Source organism: Streptomyces sp. NPDC053069, from assembly GCF_044546895.1.
In the GTDB taxonomy this organism is placed as follows: Bacteria; Actinomycetota; Actinomycetes; order Streptomycetales; family Streptomycetaceae; genus Streptomyces.
The window spans coordinates 398,414-415,223 of the sequence record NZ_JBITZN010000001.1 but is presented as its reverse complement, the minus strand read 5'-3'; the positions used below and the strand labels follow the sequence as shown (position 1 = coordinate 415,223).

Genomic DNA, 16,810 nt, shown 5'->3' with positions numbered 1-16,810 from the left:
GCTTCTTCCTTCCTTTTCATCCGGCCGCTCGTCGAGCCGCATTCACGGCCAGGGGGCCGCGTGGTCTGCGGTCACGAGGCGCGGTGGAAGGTCACGAGGAAGCCGCTGCACTTGCTGCACTGCTGCATCACCTTGTTGCCCGGCTCCTGGTCCTGCCGGGACCACCCATAGGCTTTCGGGCAATGGGAGGCGATCATGTCGCTGTAGGCCGTCCTGGCGTCCCGGTTGGGGTTGGTGCACAGCATCGGCTTGCCGTCCGCCCAGCGCGTCAGATTGTCCGCGGGACAGTTCGGCAGCAGGTTGGTTGCGCAGCCCACCGTGTCGCATCCGCCACCGCCGGGGCTCACGTTCCGGGGGGCGATCGTGATCGGCACCGAGAACGCGTTCACGTAGCTCACGTCGTACCAGGGAGCGACAGCGTCCTTGGAGTCGAAGTTGAACTCGGCGAGGCTGACGGGCTGTTCTCCGGTGCCCTTGGCGCAATGGTCGGCGAACTTGCCGCAGTCCCCGACCGCACAGTGGAAGGTGCTGCCTGGTGTCCCGGTACATCCCATGCGCGCGAAGAACTTTCCGCGCCAGTGGCCGGGCGCCGTCGTCTCGGGAATGGTCACCGTCGCCGACTGGCCGGGCTCCAGGATCGGCAGCTTGTCGAAGTTCTTCGACTCGTCGGCGTTGACAGCGCTACCGATCCAGATCTTCCTGCCGCTGCTGTTGACGAACGTGACCGTGTGGTCGACCGCCGCCGCGGCAGCCGGTGCGACGGAGCGTGGAGCAACCGCACCCGCGCCCGTACTCGGTGTGGCCGCCAACAGCGCTGCTGCGATCGCGGCGACCAGGCCGGTCAGTAGGGTTGTCAGGGAAAGTCGCAGGGGGATTTTCAGAGGTGCTCTGCGCATGATTCCTCGCCGGATGACGTCAACGATCGGGTTCTGGAGGGCGCGAGAAGGCGACCGCGGCAAGGCGGAGGGGAGGCCGGTTGTGTGCCGGCTTCCTGGGGCCAAGGGCGTCGCCTGCCGGCCAGGCGCCACGGTGGGTGCGACAGCGTGCGATGCGGCGTGGTGGTGGCGGACCGCCGCCACCGGCGCGATCAGCAGGTCAGCTTGTCTCCGGGGGCGACATTCAGGGTCTGCGTGAACTGCCGGTAGAGGTTGACACGGTCCTGCATCTCGGCGGGGTTCTGGCCGTTGCACTCCAGCGCGCCGTTGATGCTGCGGATCGTCTCACCGAATCCGGCACCGCTGACCATCGCCTTGTGCGGCGTCATGGAGCCGGGACCCGACTGAGTGGTCCAGTACCACAGCGCGGTCTTCCACGAGATCGTGGCGTCGGTCTCCACGAGGTTCGGGTTGTGCAGCAGATCGATGCCCAACGCGTCACCCGCTGCCTTGTAGTTGAAGTTCCAGCTCAGCTGCATCGGTCCGCGGCCGTAGTAGGCCGCCTGGCCGGCCGGGCAGCCGTACGGCTGGCTCGCGTCGCAGTAGTGCGGGTAGTTGGCGGGGTTCTGCTCCTTTGTGTATCGCAGGCCGCCGGTCTCGTGGCTGACGTTGGCCAGGAAGGCTGCCGCCTCCTGCTTCTTGACCGTGTCGCTGCCCGTGTGGGCGAAGGCCGGGAAGGAGTTCATCGCGTTCCGCAGCCCGGCATAGGTGTAGAACGGGTTCTTGTTCGGGAACATGTGCTGGAACTGGGCTTGGCTTACGACGAAGTCGGCCGAGGCCGCCGCGGGCTTTGCGGTCACGGCTGTGGCAGAAGTGGCGGGAAGGACAACCGTCGATGCGGCGGCCACCACGGCTGCGGCGGCCACGGCCATATGTGTAGTGGACATGGCAATGCGCACGGAGAACTCCTCGAAGAGTGCCTGGATGGGGGGCGATCCGCTTCCGGCGCGACCGCCGCTGCACGCCCGCATGGGCACGGACAAGGGCGGCGTCGCATCAGCAGGCGGGCCTCTTCCTTTCGGTCACCGCCACGGGATCGAACTGCGCATACAAGAATCCTCAGCCCGGAGAGCCGCCGCATCGGCAATGCCCACCGTTACGCCGACGTGACGCGGACACCGGTCTCGTCTCCTCCGCCCCGTCGCGCTGGACATGGGAAATGCGGCCTCCGAGCGGGCCCCGCCGCCGGTGGCACAGGACGGCGGCTCGGGGCCGTGGAGGAAGACATGACGGGTCGGCGGATCGGGCGGCCTCGCAGCCTTGGCGTCGGCTACGGCGACAACGGCACGACGTGCGAGCGCACAAAAGGCGCCGCCAGGGGTCACTCATCTCTCCTGGCGGCGCCGGCCGCCGTGCCTTCCTCACCCCGGCGGCGCGGATGCCGCTCCGGCTCGTCAACGGCGCATCAGCGGACGTGGTTTGCGGTGACGAACACCGTTACACCACGGACCCTGCCCCGGCCCCTCCTTCGGTGCGTGTGGGCACGGCCTGCGCCCGCCGTGCGGACCATGCGGCGACATGGGTACGGGAACGCAGCCCGAGCGTGGTGCGGACGTTGCGGACGTGGGTCTCGACGGTGCGAACCGACAGATACAACCGGGCCGCTATCTGTCGATTGGTGAGTCCGGCGGCCACCAGGTCGATCACTTCCCGTTCGCGCGGGCTGAGCGGGTCGTCCCCATCGGGTGCGGTTGCCGGCTGTTCGTCCCGTGCATAGTGCATGATCTGCCGTGGACCCAGCCGGCGCCCTGCCGCAAGCGCACCCTCGGCCCGTTCCTTGGGCAGCGCCCTCAGTGCTGTGGCTGCTGCCTCCTCCACCCGCGCCCGGAACCAGGGAGGCAGTACGAGGGCCGCGGACACGTCGTACCTTTCGACGGCCGCGAACAGCCGCAGCGCCCGCTCGAACCGACCGCCCCGCGCCGCGCTGACAGCCAGGCCCCAGAGCGCGGGACCGGCTGCGCCCAGGTGAGCCGCGTCGCTCACGTGGTTCGTGTCTCCCAGCGCCTCGGCGAAGTACGCCTCCGCCGCAGCGCAGTCGTCCCGTTCCAGGGCGAGGACGCCGGCCGTGTGCAGCATCACCCGGAGCAGGACCGGATTGGCCTCGCCCCGCAGGATCGGGAGGGCTTGGTCGACCAGCCGAACCGCCTGGACCGTATCGCCGGCGCCGAGCAACTGCCAGGCGAGGAGGATCAGGCAGAACGCGGTCATGACGCGATCGCCGACCCGGTGGCTGATCTCCAAACACTCCTCGAGATCGGTCCCCGAGCTCTGGTCGCCGTGTTGCGTCCGGGCCAGGCTCAGCACCAGCAGCATGCGACAGATCAGATGATCGCGGCGCTGCGGGCGCCGGCGTTCGAGCGTCACTGCCCGCAGCGCAAGCTGTACCGCTTCGCCGGTGTTCCCCTCCCACGCGATGAGCAGCGCCTGCATGCACAGAGCGATGCTGCGGTCGCCCGCCCCCGGATCCGTTCGGTCCAACGCCCCGGCCAGCATCGTCCTGGACTCCGCCGCGTACCCCCGGTTGATGTCCACGAGGGCCAGCGCCCCGGCGAGGAGGAGCTGGCGTGGGTCGCTTCCCACGCTCAACCACTGCAGCAGAGACGTGAGATTGTCGCGTTCCTCCTCCAGCCGTCGGCAGGTCCTGGCAGGGGTGAGTGCTGCGTCCCGGAACGGGCGCGCGAGTTCCGCAAGCCAGTCCACGAGACGGTCGTAGGCCCGTATCTCCTCACCTTCGGCACGGAGCCGTTCGTGCCCGTAACACCGGATCGACTCCAACATCTGGAACCGGGCGGAACCCGCCCGGTCGGCACCGGGGACGATGAGGGACTTGGCTTCAAGGCCGGCCAGCAGCTGCGGCACGGCCGACGGGGGTATGCCATGGTCCGCGGCGACGGCCGCGGCGGCATCCGTCCCGAATCCGCCCGGCAACAGCGACAGTGACCGGAACAGCGACCGCTCCTGAGGCGTCAGCAGGTCATAGCTCCATTCGATGGCCGAGCGAAGACTCTGATGACGTCGATCCGCCGTACGCCATCCGCAGGTCAGGAGGGAAAGGCGGTCGTCCAGCCGATGGTGGATCTCGCCCGGCGGAAAAGCCCGAACGAGACCGGCCGCCAGCTCCAGCGCCAGCGGCAGCCCGTCCAGCCTGGCGCATAACGCGACGACGTGTACGGCGTTGTCCTCGGTGAGCTGGAATCCGCAGGAGACGGCCTGAGCCCGGTGGACGAAGAGCCGGACGGCGTCCGAGCGCAGCAAGCCGTCGAGCGATCCGCCGCCACAGGGATCCGGCAGGGAGAGACCGCCCACCGAGTACACCGTCTCGCCCGGTAACCGTAAGGGTTCGCGACTGGTGGCCACGACGCGCAGGCCCGGACAGCGAGGGAGTAACGCGCTGAGGGCCAGCCCGCAGTCGTCGAGCACATGCTCACAGTTGTCGAGCACCAGAAGCCGATCGCGGTCGTAGCCCGTCCCGCTCCGTGCCCCCACCATGGGGGCACGCCCTTCCCTGGTTCCCATGAGCGCTTCGGTGATCCGCTGCCGCGCTTGCTCCCCCGTGGTCGCCGACGCCAGTTCGACAAGGCTGACTTCACAGCGTCCGCCGCGCTGTTCAAGGGCCGTCAACTCCACCGCCAGGCGCGTCTTGCCCACACCCCCGGGCCCTGTCAGGGTCAGCAGTCGTGTGGTGCGCACCAGCCGCTTCAGCTCGACCAGCTCATCGATGCGGCCGATGAAACTGCTCAAACGGGATATCCCGGTCGTGGTCGACGCACTGATGCCGTCGTTCTTGAGCCGCTGACGGTAGGCGCGCTGACGGCAGGCGTTCGAGCAGTATCGCGAACGCTTCTTGCCGGTCCCGATGTCATCTGCGGAGCCTCGGCGAATCGGTCTGCCGCACATACCGCAAGAGAACGTGGGTGATTCAAGTCGAATCCCATGAGGATCTACGTCGCGCTGCACCTGATACTCCTTTCGAATTACGGCGGGAGTTCCTGCTTCTCCGTGGCGGCGTCTCAGCAGTGGGCGGTGGTGTGTCCAGGCGGCGTTCACCTGCAGCGGTCGATTGTCACTCGGACTCACCGGCGCTGAACGCTGTTGGATCTCGGGCGGGGCAATGGATGGAGGGCGGCATCGCCGACGGGACTTTCGGGGGCCTCTCCACTGCCGCGTGCCGACTCGGCGGCCGGCGGCACGAGTGAAGCACAGCAGCTGACGGTTCTTCAACCACTGAAGTTTTTAAGCCACTTAAGAATTTGCATCGCTGTGGAACCTGTTAGGTTCGACGTGTGACTGAACCGAACCGTTCAGTGCCCGGCCTGCGGCAGCGCAAGAAGGCCCGCAGCCGCCGGGCACTGGCCGACGCGGCCTTGCGGCTGTTCCTCGAACGCGGCTACGACGCGGTCACCGTGGCGGAGATCGCCGATGCCGCCGATGTCTCGGTGCCGACCCTGTTCTCCTACTTCCGCAGCAAGGAAGCGCTGCTCTTCGACCTGGAGCCGGAGATCGATGCCGGCCTCGTCGCCGCGGTCGGTCAGCGCTCTCCTGGCCGTGACGTACTCGACGCGGTGCAGGAGTACCTGATGTCACTGCCTGCAGCGGATCCGCGGGAGCGGGAACAGTTCGAGGCATTCCTCGCGCTCGTGCACGGCACCCCGGCACTGCGCGCCCACTGGCAGCAGATGTGGCTACGGCACGCGGACACCCTGGCCGACGCTCTCGCGGCCGACCGTGGCCTGGAGACCCCCGATCTGCGGATCCGCGCAGTGGCCCGATTCATCATCGACGCGGTGATGCTCGTCACGCTCGAACCGGATCCGCCGGCGGCGCTGGCCGACCTGCTCACCCTTCTGCGCTCCGGGCTGGACGCCGCCGGCCTGCCCTGATCGACCATCGACCTGCCAGTCACCCGGGGAGCCTTGGAGCGCCTGCAGTGACCCCTGCAGAACGTCGTCGCCAGCGGACGGGCCGGGCTGCTGTTCGTCATTCCGGGGCGTACTACGACGCTCAGGGTGAACGGCCGGGCCTGCGTCTCCACCCGCCCGAGCTGCTGTCGCAGCTGACCGCCGTGGGCAAGCCGCCGGCCAGTGCGCCGGTGCTGGAGATCGAGGAGGTCTACCCGCACTGTCCCAAGTCGCTGCTGCGCAGCGCGGCCTGGAGGCTGTAGGTCACCAGGTCACGCTGGATTCGCCTTCGAGGCCGACCACTACCGCACTATCCCGGGCTGCGCGGCGCTAGCCGCTGTGTGATCCGGTTGAACAAGTCCGTCAGCGGCTCGCTGACGTCCTGACCGAACTCGGACAGCCCGTAGGTGACCTGGGGCGGCGTCGTCGGCTCTACCTCCCGCCAGATCAAGCCGTCCTGGACCAGCGCGCGCAGGGTCTGAGCGAGCATCTTCTCGCTGATGCCCTGGATGCTGTCGCGCAGCTCGTGGAACCGAAGGTCGTTGCTCCGCAAGGAGATCAGCACCCAGATACCCCATCTGCTGGTCACGTGGTCGACCACGTTTCGCGCGGGGCAGTCGGTGTGAAACACCTCATACCGATTGCCTGTCCCAGCCTGCGTCAGCTGCGCACCTTCCTTCATGTCGGGAGCTTACCTCTGGGTATGTTCTTACGAAAAGTAAGCCCGCCTCCTAGCGTCAATTACCGCAGCGCACAACGGACTAGGAGCTGAACGTGATCGTGGTGACCGGGGCTACCGGGAATGTGGGCCGACCTTTGACGCAGGCCCTGGCCAAGGCGGGCGAGCAGGTGACCGCGGTGTCGCGGCACGCGGTGGCGATGCCGGACGGAGTCCGGCATGTGGCGGCCGACCTGGCCGAGCCGGCAATCCTCACACCCGCGTTGGACGGGGCGAAGGCCCTGTTCCTCCTGCTGTCCGGAGACCTGCACGCCCCCGAAGCCAGGCCGGCCGACATCATCGGCCTGGCCGCGGCCAGTGGGGTCCGCCGGGTCGTCCTGCTGTCTTCGCAGGGTGTGGCGACCAGGCCGCTCGGCGCGTCACGGGTCGCGATGCGCGCGGTGGAGGACGCGTTGCGGGAGTCCGGTCTGGACTGGGCCGTCCTGCGACCGGGCGGTTTCGCCTCCAACGCTTTGGCCTGGGCGGAGTCCATCCGCACGCAAGGGACGGCCGCCGCGCCCTTCGGCGACGTAGGGGTGCCGGTCATCGACCCGGCGGACATCGCAGAGGTCGCGGCGGCCTGCCTGCTGGACGACCGGCACACCGGCGGGGTGTACGAGCTGACCGGGCCGGAGGTCATCACGCCGCGTCAGCAGGCGGAGGCGATCGCCGCCGCGCTCGGCTCGCCTGTACGCTTCCACGAACTCACCCGCGACGAGGCCAAGGCCACGATGACCCGGTTCGTGCCGGCGGAACTCGCCGACGACACCCTGGACATCATCTCCGCCCCGAACCCCGCCGAACTGCGGATCAGCCCGGACGTGGAACGAGTCCTCGGCCGCGCCCCGCGCCCCTTCGACGACTGGGTCGCCCGCAACATCGCCGTTTTCCGCTGAGGCACAACCCAACCGAAGCCCCAGGGCGGCCTCGTACGGCTGCGGCCGCACGAGGCCGCCCGCCTGCGTAGTGCCACCGCCGTCGACGCGCGCGGTACAGGGCCGCGCAGGCGGCCCTCAGGGCAGGCCCTGCAGAACAGACCGCCGCAGGGCCAGGGTCCTCGCGGACGAGCCGTTCCTGCTGGGGGACCTGCACGCGCACGACGCGCACCCGACTGGCGCCGCCGACGGACGCATCGAGATCCGGCTGGACGACGACGAGGGCGAGCATGGCACCCTCTATGTGGCCAATCGCATTGTTCGGCGCCGAGCAGATCTTTCGGGTGCCGGAGGAAGGCCCGAGGTCGGTGTCGCCGATGCGCAAGTTACGGCGTGTCGGGCGCGCCGCTGTACCGGTTGTGGCCTGCCCGTGTGTCCTACTTTTCTTCGGTGACGCAGGTGGTGTGGTTGAGGACTCCGATGGTGTCCGTCCCGCAGTTGTTGCTGAATCCGGAGGCGTTACGGGAGTCGGTGTTGGAGAGCAGGCCGCCGCTCGGGCCGGTCACCTGACGGTCGTTGTCGTGGCGGTGGTGGGAGTCGTACCGGGTGACACAGGTCCGGTCGCTGAGGAGCCCCACCCTGCTGGCGCCGCACAGGTTGGAGTGTGCCGAGGCGTTCCGGCCGTCGATGTTGGACAGCAGGCCGCCCGCCCCGAGGTCGATCGTGTCGGCGCTCGCTGCCGCGATGGACGCGGGGGAGGCCAGGACTGCCACCGCCATACCGGACAGAACTACGAATCGCTTGAGTGAACCCATTGGTCCGCCTTGTCTTTTGGAAATGGGATAAGGGACGGGGGAAGCGCGGCCCACTTCATGTGGTACTACCGCCTCTCGCCCACCTGGACTAACGGAATGGAGTGATCCGAGTTACGGTCCGAAGAAACGCAAAGCGGCAAATGGTTGCCCCTGATCGGGAATCAGCTCTCATCGGCCGCTTCCGCCAGGTCGATCAGAGCCCACAGGTTCCGCCACCACTGTTCGAGGAAGCCGTAGTGACGAACGGTGTGTGCCACGAAGTAGAGCCCGAAGCGGTTGACCGCCAGGTCCCTGAGGGCGAGGCGGTACCCGGATTCCCACTGGGCCCTGTCGACGGCGGTTCCGGCGTGGATTTCGAGTGACCTGCGATGGAGTTCGGAGAGTTCTCCGACGAGCGTCGCGTTGATGTCAGCGGGGTCGAGGGCGGTGCACAGCAGTTCGGCCAGGTCGTGTTGGGGGATGTGCAGGGTGGCGAGTTCCCAGTCGTACGCGCACAGCCTGCCGTCCGCCCGGATGGCGAGGTTGCGGGGATTGAAGTCGTTGTGCACGAGGGTTCTGGGCATCGCCTCGATCTGCGGCCACCAGCGGTCGATGGTTCCGATGTAGGAGACCAGCCGATCGTGGTGGCGTCCGTCGACGATTTCAGGAAACTCCTCGACCGAGTGGTCGGCCAGGGCCAGCCACAGGTCCCTCATCCCGATCATGTCGGCGGCATTGGGGACGTGCCCGATCCACGGCATCCGGAGGAGCGCCGGTTCTTTGCGGTACCAGATGGAGTGGAGCTTTCCGAGGTCGCGCAGGGTGATGCCGATATGTCGGCGTGACCATCCGCGGGCATGCTCCGATGTGTCCATCAGTTCCATGTCGCTCAGGCACTCCATCACGATGACGTACGCCTCCCTGCGGTCATCGCGATAGGTCCGGTAGGGGCGCGGCACCAGGCTGGTGAAACGGGGATCGGTCTGCTCGTACAGAGCCAATTCCCGTACATCGCACCCGACGAAGCCGAGACGTTCCTCGAATCTGCGGTAGTGGGTTGCCACCGGGCCGCCGCACAGTCCGGCCGCCAGTCCGGCCATCTTGATGACCTCCCGGTCGGTGGGCTTGATCTTGACCATGACGTCCAGCTTTTCCTCGACATCGCCGCGGTCGACCCTCAGTTGCATCGGAAAGAGCCCGACGGCCTTCTTCACCGTGCGCGACGTCAGCTCCGACAGGACGCTGGGCCCCATGGGAAGGTGCAAGGCTTCGACGCTGGTGACCTTGGCACCCGGCGACTCGGAGGTGCCCAGCGCCGACTCGAAGAATTCGGGGTCGAGTTCGTCGAGCTGGAACCAGCGGACTGGCCTGTTGCGACCGAGGCGTTCATGGGCGCTGGCGAACTGCCCGGAAACGGCAGCCGAGACCGTCGAGAGATCCAGGGCCAGTGCGAAGCCCGCGATGATTTCCGCCAGTCGAGCCGTGCTTCCCCGGCCCGTGCACCCCATCGCTTCCAGCAGCTCGTGCTGCGCAGGCAGGTGGGTGCCACCCCCGACCGTACCGATCGCCAGGCTGGGGAGGGTCATGCTCGCATAGACGCCGTCCGGCCTGCGTTCGAGGATGAACTGCCCCACACTCGACTCGTGCACGCAGGCGATGTCCTGTCCCGTCGCGGTGAAGATCGCCGCCACCATGTTGGCGGTGTTGGCGTTCGAGCCCAGCACGCCGCTGTGAACAGCTCCCGCTGCGATGTGCTGATAGCCCCTGACCAGCTCGTCCGGGGTTGTCTTCAGCACCCGCTCGACAACGCCTCCTGGCAGGAGACAGTCAGCGGACACCCGGGTTCCACGGCCTTCCGCCATCGCCTGGGCCGACGCTTTCTTGTCGCCGGAGGTGTTGCCCTCGATGATGAAGGATTCGAGCTCCTCGTCTCCGGTCAGGTGAGGCTGCTTCAGGATCCATTGGCAAGCGTGCCAGGTGCAGGCCGTGGTCATGTTCTGCCCAGCCGCGTCCGCGGTGGTGTACCTGAACCTCAGATGAACGGTCCTGCCCAGCACCACGGGTTCGATCGAGACGAGTTCGGCGTGGTGGGAGACCTGCCGGACAGCCGCGCGGAGGTCGCCGAGATGCCGGGGGATCGCCGACGCGAAACGGCCGGCAGCCGACAGCCGGTAGAAGGCGAAGACAGGCGCGCGCGTCATCGCCTGGGAGACGGCCCGGGTGGTGCCCCCCCCTGCCATGGTGACGGCCAGGGCGCCCCGCGTGGCCGACGAGACAAGGGCGCCTTCGGTGGCCGCCATGGGGGCATAGATCTCACCCTGGACGTTCTCCCCGCAGAACAGCAGGGGCCCGGCGATGCCGACTGGGATCTCGACGGCACCAACGAATCCCTCGATGTTCCCGGTCAGCTTGCCGGCGTCAAGCTGTGTGTGCTGCAGGGAGCTCAGCCCCGCCCGGGTGACGGAGCGAAGCCAGCCGAGCCGCTGAAGGCGGGCCGACTCCGTGTAGATGCCCCTGGCAGGAACGTACCGGCCGACGGGGCGCGATGGACGGGTCTGGCCCGGAAATCCTCCGGAGTTCATGCGGCATCACTTTCATTGTGCGGGCATACGCTTGCCCGATCGGCTTCTTTGGAGACGGCGGTGCTCTGAGGCACATCGACAAGCGAGGAAGATCGCAGGACGAGGAACGGGACGGCCAGGGCGAGGGTGCCGACGGCCAGGCCGTTCCACAGCCCCAGCCAGGTCCCGACAGCGCCGGCCAGGAGGGCGGCCACCGGCTGGGAGCCGTAGACCACCCAACGACTCGTGGCGAGCATGCGACCCTGCAGAGCAGGGTCGCAGACGGCCTGACGGATGGTGCGCTGCGTGGAGCCCTGCGCGACGGCGCACCCCAACTGGACGAACATGGCGACAGCGATGGCGATGTGCCAAGGGCGACCGGGCGTGGCGAGGAGGAGCGGCACCTCAGTGAACGGGGCCAGGGCGAGGGAGGTGAGCATGACGCGCACCGGCCCGTACCGCGCGACCACCCGGCGGACGACGAGCGCGCCGCAGAACCCGCCGAGCGCCGCCACGCTCAGCGTCGTGCCCAGCACCGCGCTCGAATAGTGCAGCTGACGCAGAAGGAAGACGGACCACAGCGTGCTCAGGAAAGCCATGACGGAGACGTACGCGGTGGCGGCGAGCACCAACGGCCGGATGGTCGGATGGGACCACACATAGCGCATTCCCTCGGCGATCTCGGCGCGGAAGGTCGTATGCGTCGAGGGCCGCGCCGCAGCCGCTTCGGGGGTGTGGACGCGGGCGAGGAGAAGGGCACAGGCCAGGTAGGAAGCGACGTCCAGATAGATGGCAGGGGCAGCGCCGAGGACGGTCACCACGGCGCCGCCGAGCTGGGAGCCTACGCTGTCGGCCAGCGAATTGATGCCACCGAGCTTCGAGTTGGCTTCCAACAGCCGTGGACGAGGCAACAGCGACGGAAGGAAACTGATACGAGCGGTGGAGCCGAGCACCTCCGAAACCGCGCTCACCAGCGCCACGCCGTACAGCAGCGCCAGAGACAGCCGGCCCATGGCGTCGGCAAGCGGGACGACGAGGAACGCAGCGCCGCTCGCCAGCGCCGCACCCACCATCACGGGCCGCTTGCGGTACCGGTCCGCGAGGGCCCCGGCCGGCAGCGACACCAGCAGGGGCGGGAGCTTCTGCGCGAACGACAACAACGCGACCTGCCAGACCGAGGCATGCAGCACCACCACCGCGATCAGCGGAAGCGCGACCTGCGTGACACCGCTGCCCACAAGATCAACAGCGTTCGCACTCCAGTACTGGACAAAGCCCCGATGCCGCCAGAGGCTGCCCTCCACCATGGCGTCACTCACCACACCCCGCTCCCAGCCACCCCTCGCCCATCCCACCGTCGTACCGTCATACCTACGACAACGATCAGCGCAGCAAAGGGTTCGCGAGATCACGCCATCGTGGCCTGCCGGTCGGGTAGTTGGACGCAGGTGGACGGGAAGCGGCCCTCCTCGGCACCGCGGTACGGGCCGCGGCCGACAACCCGCCCCCTTCAAGGGGATGCGCGGCCGAGGTGGGCGGCTGCCTTGCTGAGCGGCTCGACAGGCCGCCGCCGGAGGGCTTTCCTTTGAGGACTACTTCTCGGCGATCCCGGCGCTTGGCGAGGATTCTCGCCAGTTCGACAACGAGCGACCGAAGAACAGAGGCCTGGAATCGGCGTCAGAGCCGATGGCCGTCGGTGTGCTGGAAGCTGACGTCCTCGGCCGGCTTCAGCAGGTACAACAGGCCGCCGACGGTCCGGCCGTCGATCTGCTGGGTGAGGCGAGCGCGGGCTTCCTTCAGCAGTTCGGGACCAGCAGATCACACAGGACGGCGAGGCTGAGACGGCCGGGCAGCGAAGACGGCGGCAAAGTCCGCGAACACGTCCGTTTTGCCTCCGTCGGTCGCGCCAGGGGCGCACCCCTGGCGGACATGGCCGAATGGCTCGGTCACAGCGATCCCCACACGCCCTGCCAAACCTGCGCCGGGTGGCGACGGCTCCGAGCGGATGGGCGGTGACCTCGGGCCAGAAGGTGCCGAGCGGCTGGTCGAGGCCGAGCGCCCTGTCCTTCCACGGGCCCCGGTGGACGACCATACGGCGAGGATCTCGGTGAGGCCGGTGGCGTCGCCGACGGCCCGGCCGGCTCGGCGTGGGGTAGCCGTACCGCGTGCTACGGGCATCAGCCGGTGTGTCCCAACGCCTCGTCGGCCGGGATGCCGTGTGATGCCCAGGAGGATGGCGTCTGAGCTGCGGACGTTCGTCTAGGGTGAGCGGCGTGCGTGAGATTGCCGGCGTCAGGGCCGCTCCCGGGGGACGTGTACGTGTCCAATTCCATGACCACGGTTTCGTCGTCAGACGTGACCGGCTCGCAGGCCGTGTCGCTGAAGCGCTCCTCGGTGACACGGCCGGATGTCTCACGGTCTTGGTGCTGCTCGCTTCAGTGGGTCTCTACAGCCTGCTGAACAAGGTTGGTGCGCCGCACGTCGTCGCCGTTGGTTGCCTCTGGGTGTTCATCGTCTCGGCCTGCTACGCGACGCTCCTGGCGCTGCTGCGGTGGGCGGCCGGGGTGGTGGGGAACATCGTGGCCTTCGTCATCGTCGTGGTGACGCTCCCGGGTCTGATGATCCCGGGTTATCGGCGGAAGGTGCTGCGCCGATGGCGCGCGGGCGGCCCGGAGTCCGAGCCGGGGTGGGTGCCTGCCACCGCCCTCGGCGGAGTGTGGCTGGGCCAGGAGAATCCGGGGAGCGGCGCCGTGGTGACGATCCAGCGCGTCGACGGATCCGTCGTCGCCTACACCGCCCGGCCCGACAGGGCCCGCGAGTTGCACGCCGGGTTCGAGGCGCTTCTGCGCACCCACCGCCCGGTCCCCACGGCGATGCCGCACCAGCAATCCGCGCCAGGAGCCGTGCCATACCAGGCCTGGCATCCGGGGCCACCCCGCAGCTGACGACGACGGGCGTTGCCGTGCGTGATTACCATCAAGCTCTCCCAGCACCGTATGGCCGACAGCCCGTCCGGTCCGATGCGGGTCAGCTACGACCGCTGGCCCTCCGTGATCGCGCTCGTCCGCCCGGCAGCGGCTCTCCCGCGGCGACGGCGCCGAAGGTGTGCGCTTCTACGACTGGCCGGTGCGAAGCCCTGACCGGACGGAACAGGCGCCAACGTCCGCACCCACCTCCCACCACCACCGCGTACAGCCCGAGCATTACCAGGAGTGCTCCGGCGGGTCAGATGCTCCACCCGCCGCAGCGGCCCCTCGTCCAGGCTGTCCCGCTCTCCTGACCTGCACGTACTCAGGACAGGAGAAGTTTCAGTGCTCGCAGAGGGAGAATTCTCGTTCGTAGAGCTGCTCGTTGTGTTCGTCGACGAAGAACTTGCGTTCCTGCATGAGTTGTTCGCGGTAGTTCTTGGCCTGTTCCAGCGTCATGGTCGACGTGTCGGACCATGGTTGTTGCGGCGGCACGTCGGATGTCGAGACGATCCTTTCCGACGGGTCGACCAGAAAGAACGCGAGAATTTTGCGATGTCCCGGGCGGGTGGGGTCCATGAGGCGGAATGATCCGACGCGGTGTTGCAGGATGTTCGGGAACGCCAGGCAGCGGCCCGCTGGCGTCGACGTCGATCCCAGTACCTGGTTCAGTGCGTCTTCGTCCTCCAGGCCGTAGACCTCGCGCACACCGTTGTCGTCGTTCTGCTCGTAGTGCGGGTCGTCGAGTGCCGCCCGGAAACACAGGCGGCTTTCGGTGATGTTCTCGCTGTCCCAGTAGTAGATGCCGGTCGAGACGATCCGCTCGTTCAACATCCCCTCGACATGCCAGGAACCGCCGGGGTACTCGGGCTTGTCCGGGGTGAGATGAATGGTGGCGAGTTTGACGATGACCTGGAGACGGCGGCCGCGCAGGTCGACTCGGGCGGATTCATCGGGCAACTCGGGCGGGGTGAAGGCCGGGGCGTCCGGGATGACCGGGCGGCGGTTTTCCCACCAGTCGTCCTGGGCCTCTTCCCATGCGCGGAGGGCTTCTGTGTAGGCCTCATCATCACTGTAGGAGGATTTGTCCGGGTACTCCGGCTCCGAGTCGTACCACCCGTAAGGATCGGCCTCGATCCGAAGGGGCCGCGGATGACGCAGATCGGTGAGCACGTGCTCCAACAGTGGGCGAAAGCGTGCGAACAAGTCCGGCAGGACAGAGGCAAGTTCGCGGTGCGTCTCGGGGTGGACGTTGTTGACGTACGAACGGAAGGTGACATCGCCGTCCTCGCTGACGTCGACGTCCGTGGGCAGCCACTGGAACTTCTCCGAGAATTCGTACTTCGAGTAACGGTCCGTCGGGTTCTGCCAAGCCCGCTCGGGCGCGCCGCTCACCTCTCTCACGAGGCAGAAGAGTGAGGGATGAACCAGATCCAGTACCTGGCCGTCGGATCCGGGATGCCAGTCCTGTTCTGCTTCGGGGTCCTGTTCCAGAACCCGAACCGCCTCGCGCAGCCGGGATCTGAGCTTTTCGTCGACCAGCGTGTCCGACTGCCACACCCCGTCGACAGCGGACACCTCGATGCCGGTCCGTCCGTCCCGCAGCGCGGCGTAATGCACGAGTTCCGCGAGCACGTAACGAACCTGCGCTTCGGTGAGACCCTGAGCGACCGCTTCTTGTGTCCACCTGGCGACGATGTCGGCATCGTTCATCTTGTCGAACCACCCCGGCTTCGCCCGGATGTGTGAGCTGCACTGCATCATCTGAAGTTCCCGCAGCGTTCGGGGTGTCGCGAACGATATGGAACGGGAAGCGTGAAAGGGCAGCGGGAAAGCAGACAGGTCAGTCAATTCTCTTGGTCCTCCCAAGCGGTGTGCGGTGGCGGGAAGGATACTTCAGCGGAGTGACAGCGCAGCAGCTGAACAGTTCTTGGTGAAGGCGGTCGCGGAGTCGGGGTCGGCCTTGCGGGGGTGGGGGAGCGGTTGCTGCTGCGGAGGCCATGTGCGCCACCGTAGAAAGGTGCAGGCGGACTCCTGGCCTTCTGCCCCTGGTCATTTGGTCCGCAGCATGAGGGCGAAGCGTGTGTTGTCGCCGTAGACCCCGCTCTCATCGCCGCGGACTCCGTACCGCTTCTGAAAGAGAGCCACGGCCGCTCCGACCTCCGCGTCGTAGCGGCCGTCGATCGCGCCGCCGTCGTAGATGTCCGGTATCTGTCGGAGACGTACCTGCAACTCGTAGACCCCATGGCCGCTGTCGCCTTGGCGCAGGACGCCCGTGCCCGGTATTTCGGGGAGCGGCGGGTCCGGTGTGCCGGGTTGCGGGCGGTCGGTCTGCCCTGGAGCCGCGGGAGGGGGTCCCTTCGGTGCGGGACTCAGGGGGGCTTGCGTGTGCCCGGGGAGCGAAGAGGAGGTGGCAGGCTCGGCGTTGCGGTCGGTCAGCAGCCAAGCGGCGAGGATCAATCCGTTCGCCGCGCCCAGCGCCAGGACTCCGGAGACTCGCAGGTCCCTGCGGCTCGTGAGTCGCCGCCGTCTGCCATGGGTCCTGCCCGGCCGGGGACTCCCGGTCCGTCCGCTTTCCGGCCAAGGAGCCGGACTGGCGAAATCCATGGTTGGTGAGACAGCCTCCGGGCCCGGTCCGCCCGTCGACTGCGGCTTTTCCAGCGACGGGGGCGGGACGGCCTGCAGCCCTCGGGGCAACGCCGGTGGCTCCGGCACGGCAGCATGCGGGGTGTCGGCCTGGTGCGGCCCGCCAGTCCGCAGCGATTCGGCGGCGGTTGACCGGTGGGGCTCGGGACGTTCTGGTTGCGTGACCGACGGCACACGTCTGACCGGAAGCGCCCGGCCGGATGTGGCGGAAGCCGGAGCCGAGGACGGGGACGGGGTCGGCTGGGGAAAGCGGGCATCCTCGGCCGGGTGACCGTGCCGGCTCTCGGGCTGAGGCGGGCTCTCGACGCGTTTCGGCTGCTCGTCGCCCAGGAGGTCGGCGCGTGCGGCATCCAAAGCCTCCAGCACGGCTTGGAAGGAGTCCCTGATCTCCTGCGCGATGTCAGGGCCCGAGGCGGG

General features: G+C 67.8%; 12 protein-coding genes and 1 pseudogene. 4 read left to right on the top strand and 9 right to left on the bottom strand.

Annotated elements, in window-relative coordinates:
- Positions 1 to 71: 71 nt before the first annotated feature.
- The 3 genes from ACIGXP_RS01790 to ACIGXP_RS01780 form a co-directional block, all read right to left on the bottom strand.
- On the bottom strand, positions 72 to 896 hold the full coding sequence (locus tag ACIGXP_RS01790; protein ID WP_399762949.1) for a thaumatin family protein: 825 nt from the start codon (positions 894 to 896) through the stop codon (positions 72 to 74).
- 191 nt (positions 897 to 1,087) lie between these two features.
- Entirely contained in the window at positions 1,088 to 1,822 is a 735-nt protein-coding gene (locus ACIGXP_RS01785; protein ID WP_399762947.1) for a chitinase, read from the bottom strand.
- 550 nt (positions 1,823 to 2,372) lie between these two features.
- Positions 2,373 to 4,892 carry an ATP-binding protein gene (locus ACIGXP_RS01780; protein ID WP_399762945.1) on the bottom strand — a complete coding sequence of 840 codons (2,520 nt, stop codon included), beginning with the start codon at positions 4,890 to 4,892 and terminating at the stop codon, positions 2,373 to 2,375.
- Positions 4,893 to 5,218: 326 nt separating this feature from the next.
- Between ACIGXP_RS01780 and ACIGXP_RS01775 the strand changes: the two genes are divergently transcribed.
- Both ACIGXP_RS01775 and ACIGXP_RS01770 read left to right on the top strand, forming a co-directional pair.
- On the top strand, positions 5,219 to 5,815 hold the full coding sequence (locus ACIGXP_RS01775; protein WP_399762943.1) for a TetR/AcrR family transcriptional regulator: 597 nt from the start codon (positions 5,219 to 5,221) through the stop codon (positions 5,813 to 5,815).
- A 54-nt stretch (positions 5,816 to 5,869) separates the two neighbouring features.
- Positions 5,870 to 6,090 (top strand): annotated as a pseudogene (locus tag ACIGXP_RS01770) (pyridoxamine 5'-phosphate oxidase); the annotation flags it as partial.
- A gap of 53 nt (positions 6,091 to 6,143) precedes the next feature.
- Here ACIGXP_RS01770 and ACIGXP_RS01765 read toward each other — a convergent pair.
- Complete coding sequence (locus tag ACIGXP_RS01765; RefSeq protein ID WP_399762941.1) at positions 6,144 to 6,515, bottom strand: winged helix-turn-helix transcriptional regulator; 372 nt, start codon at positions 6,513 to 6,515, stop codon at positions 6,144 to 6,146.
- Between the two features lie 92 nt (positions 6,516 to 6,607).
- Between ACIGXP_RS01765 and ACIGXP_RS01760 the strand changes: the two genes are divergently transcribed.
- On the top strand, positions 6,608 to 7,447 hold the full coding sequence (locus ACIGXP_RS01760; RefSeq protein WP_399762939.1) for an SDR family oxidoreductase: 840 nt from the start codon (positions 6,608 to 6,610) through the stop codon (positions 7,445 to 7,447).
- A 416-nt stretch (positions 7,448 to 7,863) separates the two neighbouring features.
- Here ACIGXP_RS01760 and ACIGXP_RS01755 read toward each other — a convergent pair whose 3' ends face one another.
- From ACIGXP_RS01755 to ACIGXP_RS01745, 3 genes are all read right to left on the bottom strand, one after another.
- Positions 7,864 to 8,205 (bottom strand): hypothetical protein, encoded by a 342-nt coding sequence (locus ACIGXP_RS01755; protein WP_399762938.1) that lies wholly within the window; start codon positions 8,203 to 8,205, stop codon positions 7,864 to 7,866.
- 197 nt (positions 8,206 to 8,402) lie between these two features.
- Positions 8,403 to 10,802 carry a phosphotransferase gene (locus ACIGXP_RS01750; RefSeq protein ID WP_399762937.1) on the bottom strand — a complete coding sequence of 800 codons (2,400 nt, stop codon included), beginning with the start codon at positions 10,800 to 10,802 and terminating at the stop codon, positions 8,403 to 8,405.
- Entirely contained in the window at positions 10,799 to 12,100 is a 1,302-nt protein-coding gene (locus ACIGXP_RS01745) for an MFS transporter (RefSeq protein ID WP_399762935.1), read from the bottom strand. Before ACIGXP_RS01745 ends, ACIGXP_RS01750 begins: the two co-directional genes overlap by 4 nt.
- 1,119 nt (positions 12,101 to 13,219) lie before the next feature.
- Here ACIGXP_RS01745 and ACIGXP_RS01740 point away from each other — a divergent pair.
- Entirely contained in the window at positions 13,220 to 13,726 is a 507-nt protein-coding gene (locus tag ACIGXP_RS01740) for a hypothetical protein (RefSeq protein WP_399762933.1), read from the top strand.
- A gap of 363 nt (positions 13,727 to 14,089) precedes the next feature.
- Here ACIGXP_RS01740 and ACIGXP_RS01735 read toward each other — a convergent pair whose 3' ends face one another.
- Together ACIGXP_RS01735 and ACIGXP_RS01730 are read right to left on the bottom strand one after the other, a co-directional pair.
- Complete coding sequence (locus tag ACIGXP_RS01735) at positions 14,090 to 15,598, bottom strand: DUF4246 domain-containing protein (protein ID WP_399762931.1); 1,509 nt, start codon at positions 15,596 to 15,598, stop codon at positions 14,090 to 14,092.
- A gap of 201 nt (positions 15,599 to 15,799) precedes the next feature.
- Positions 15,800 to 16,354 carry a peptidoglycan-binding protein gene (locus ACIGXP_RS01730; RefSeq protein WP_399763520.1) on the bottom strand — a complete coding sequence of 185 codons (555 nt, stop codon included), beginning with the start codon at positions 16,352 to 16,354 and terminating at the stop codon, positions 15,800 to 15,802.
- Positions 16,355 to 16,810: the final 456 nt, after the last annotated feature.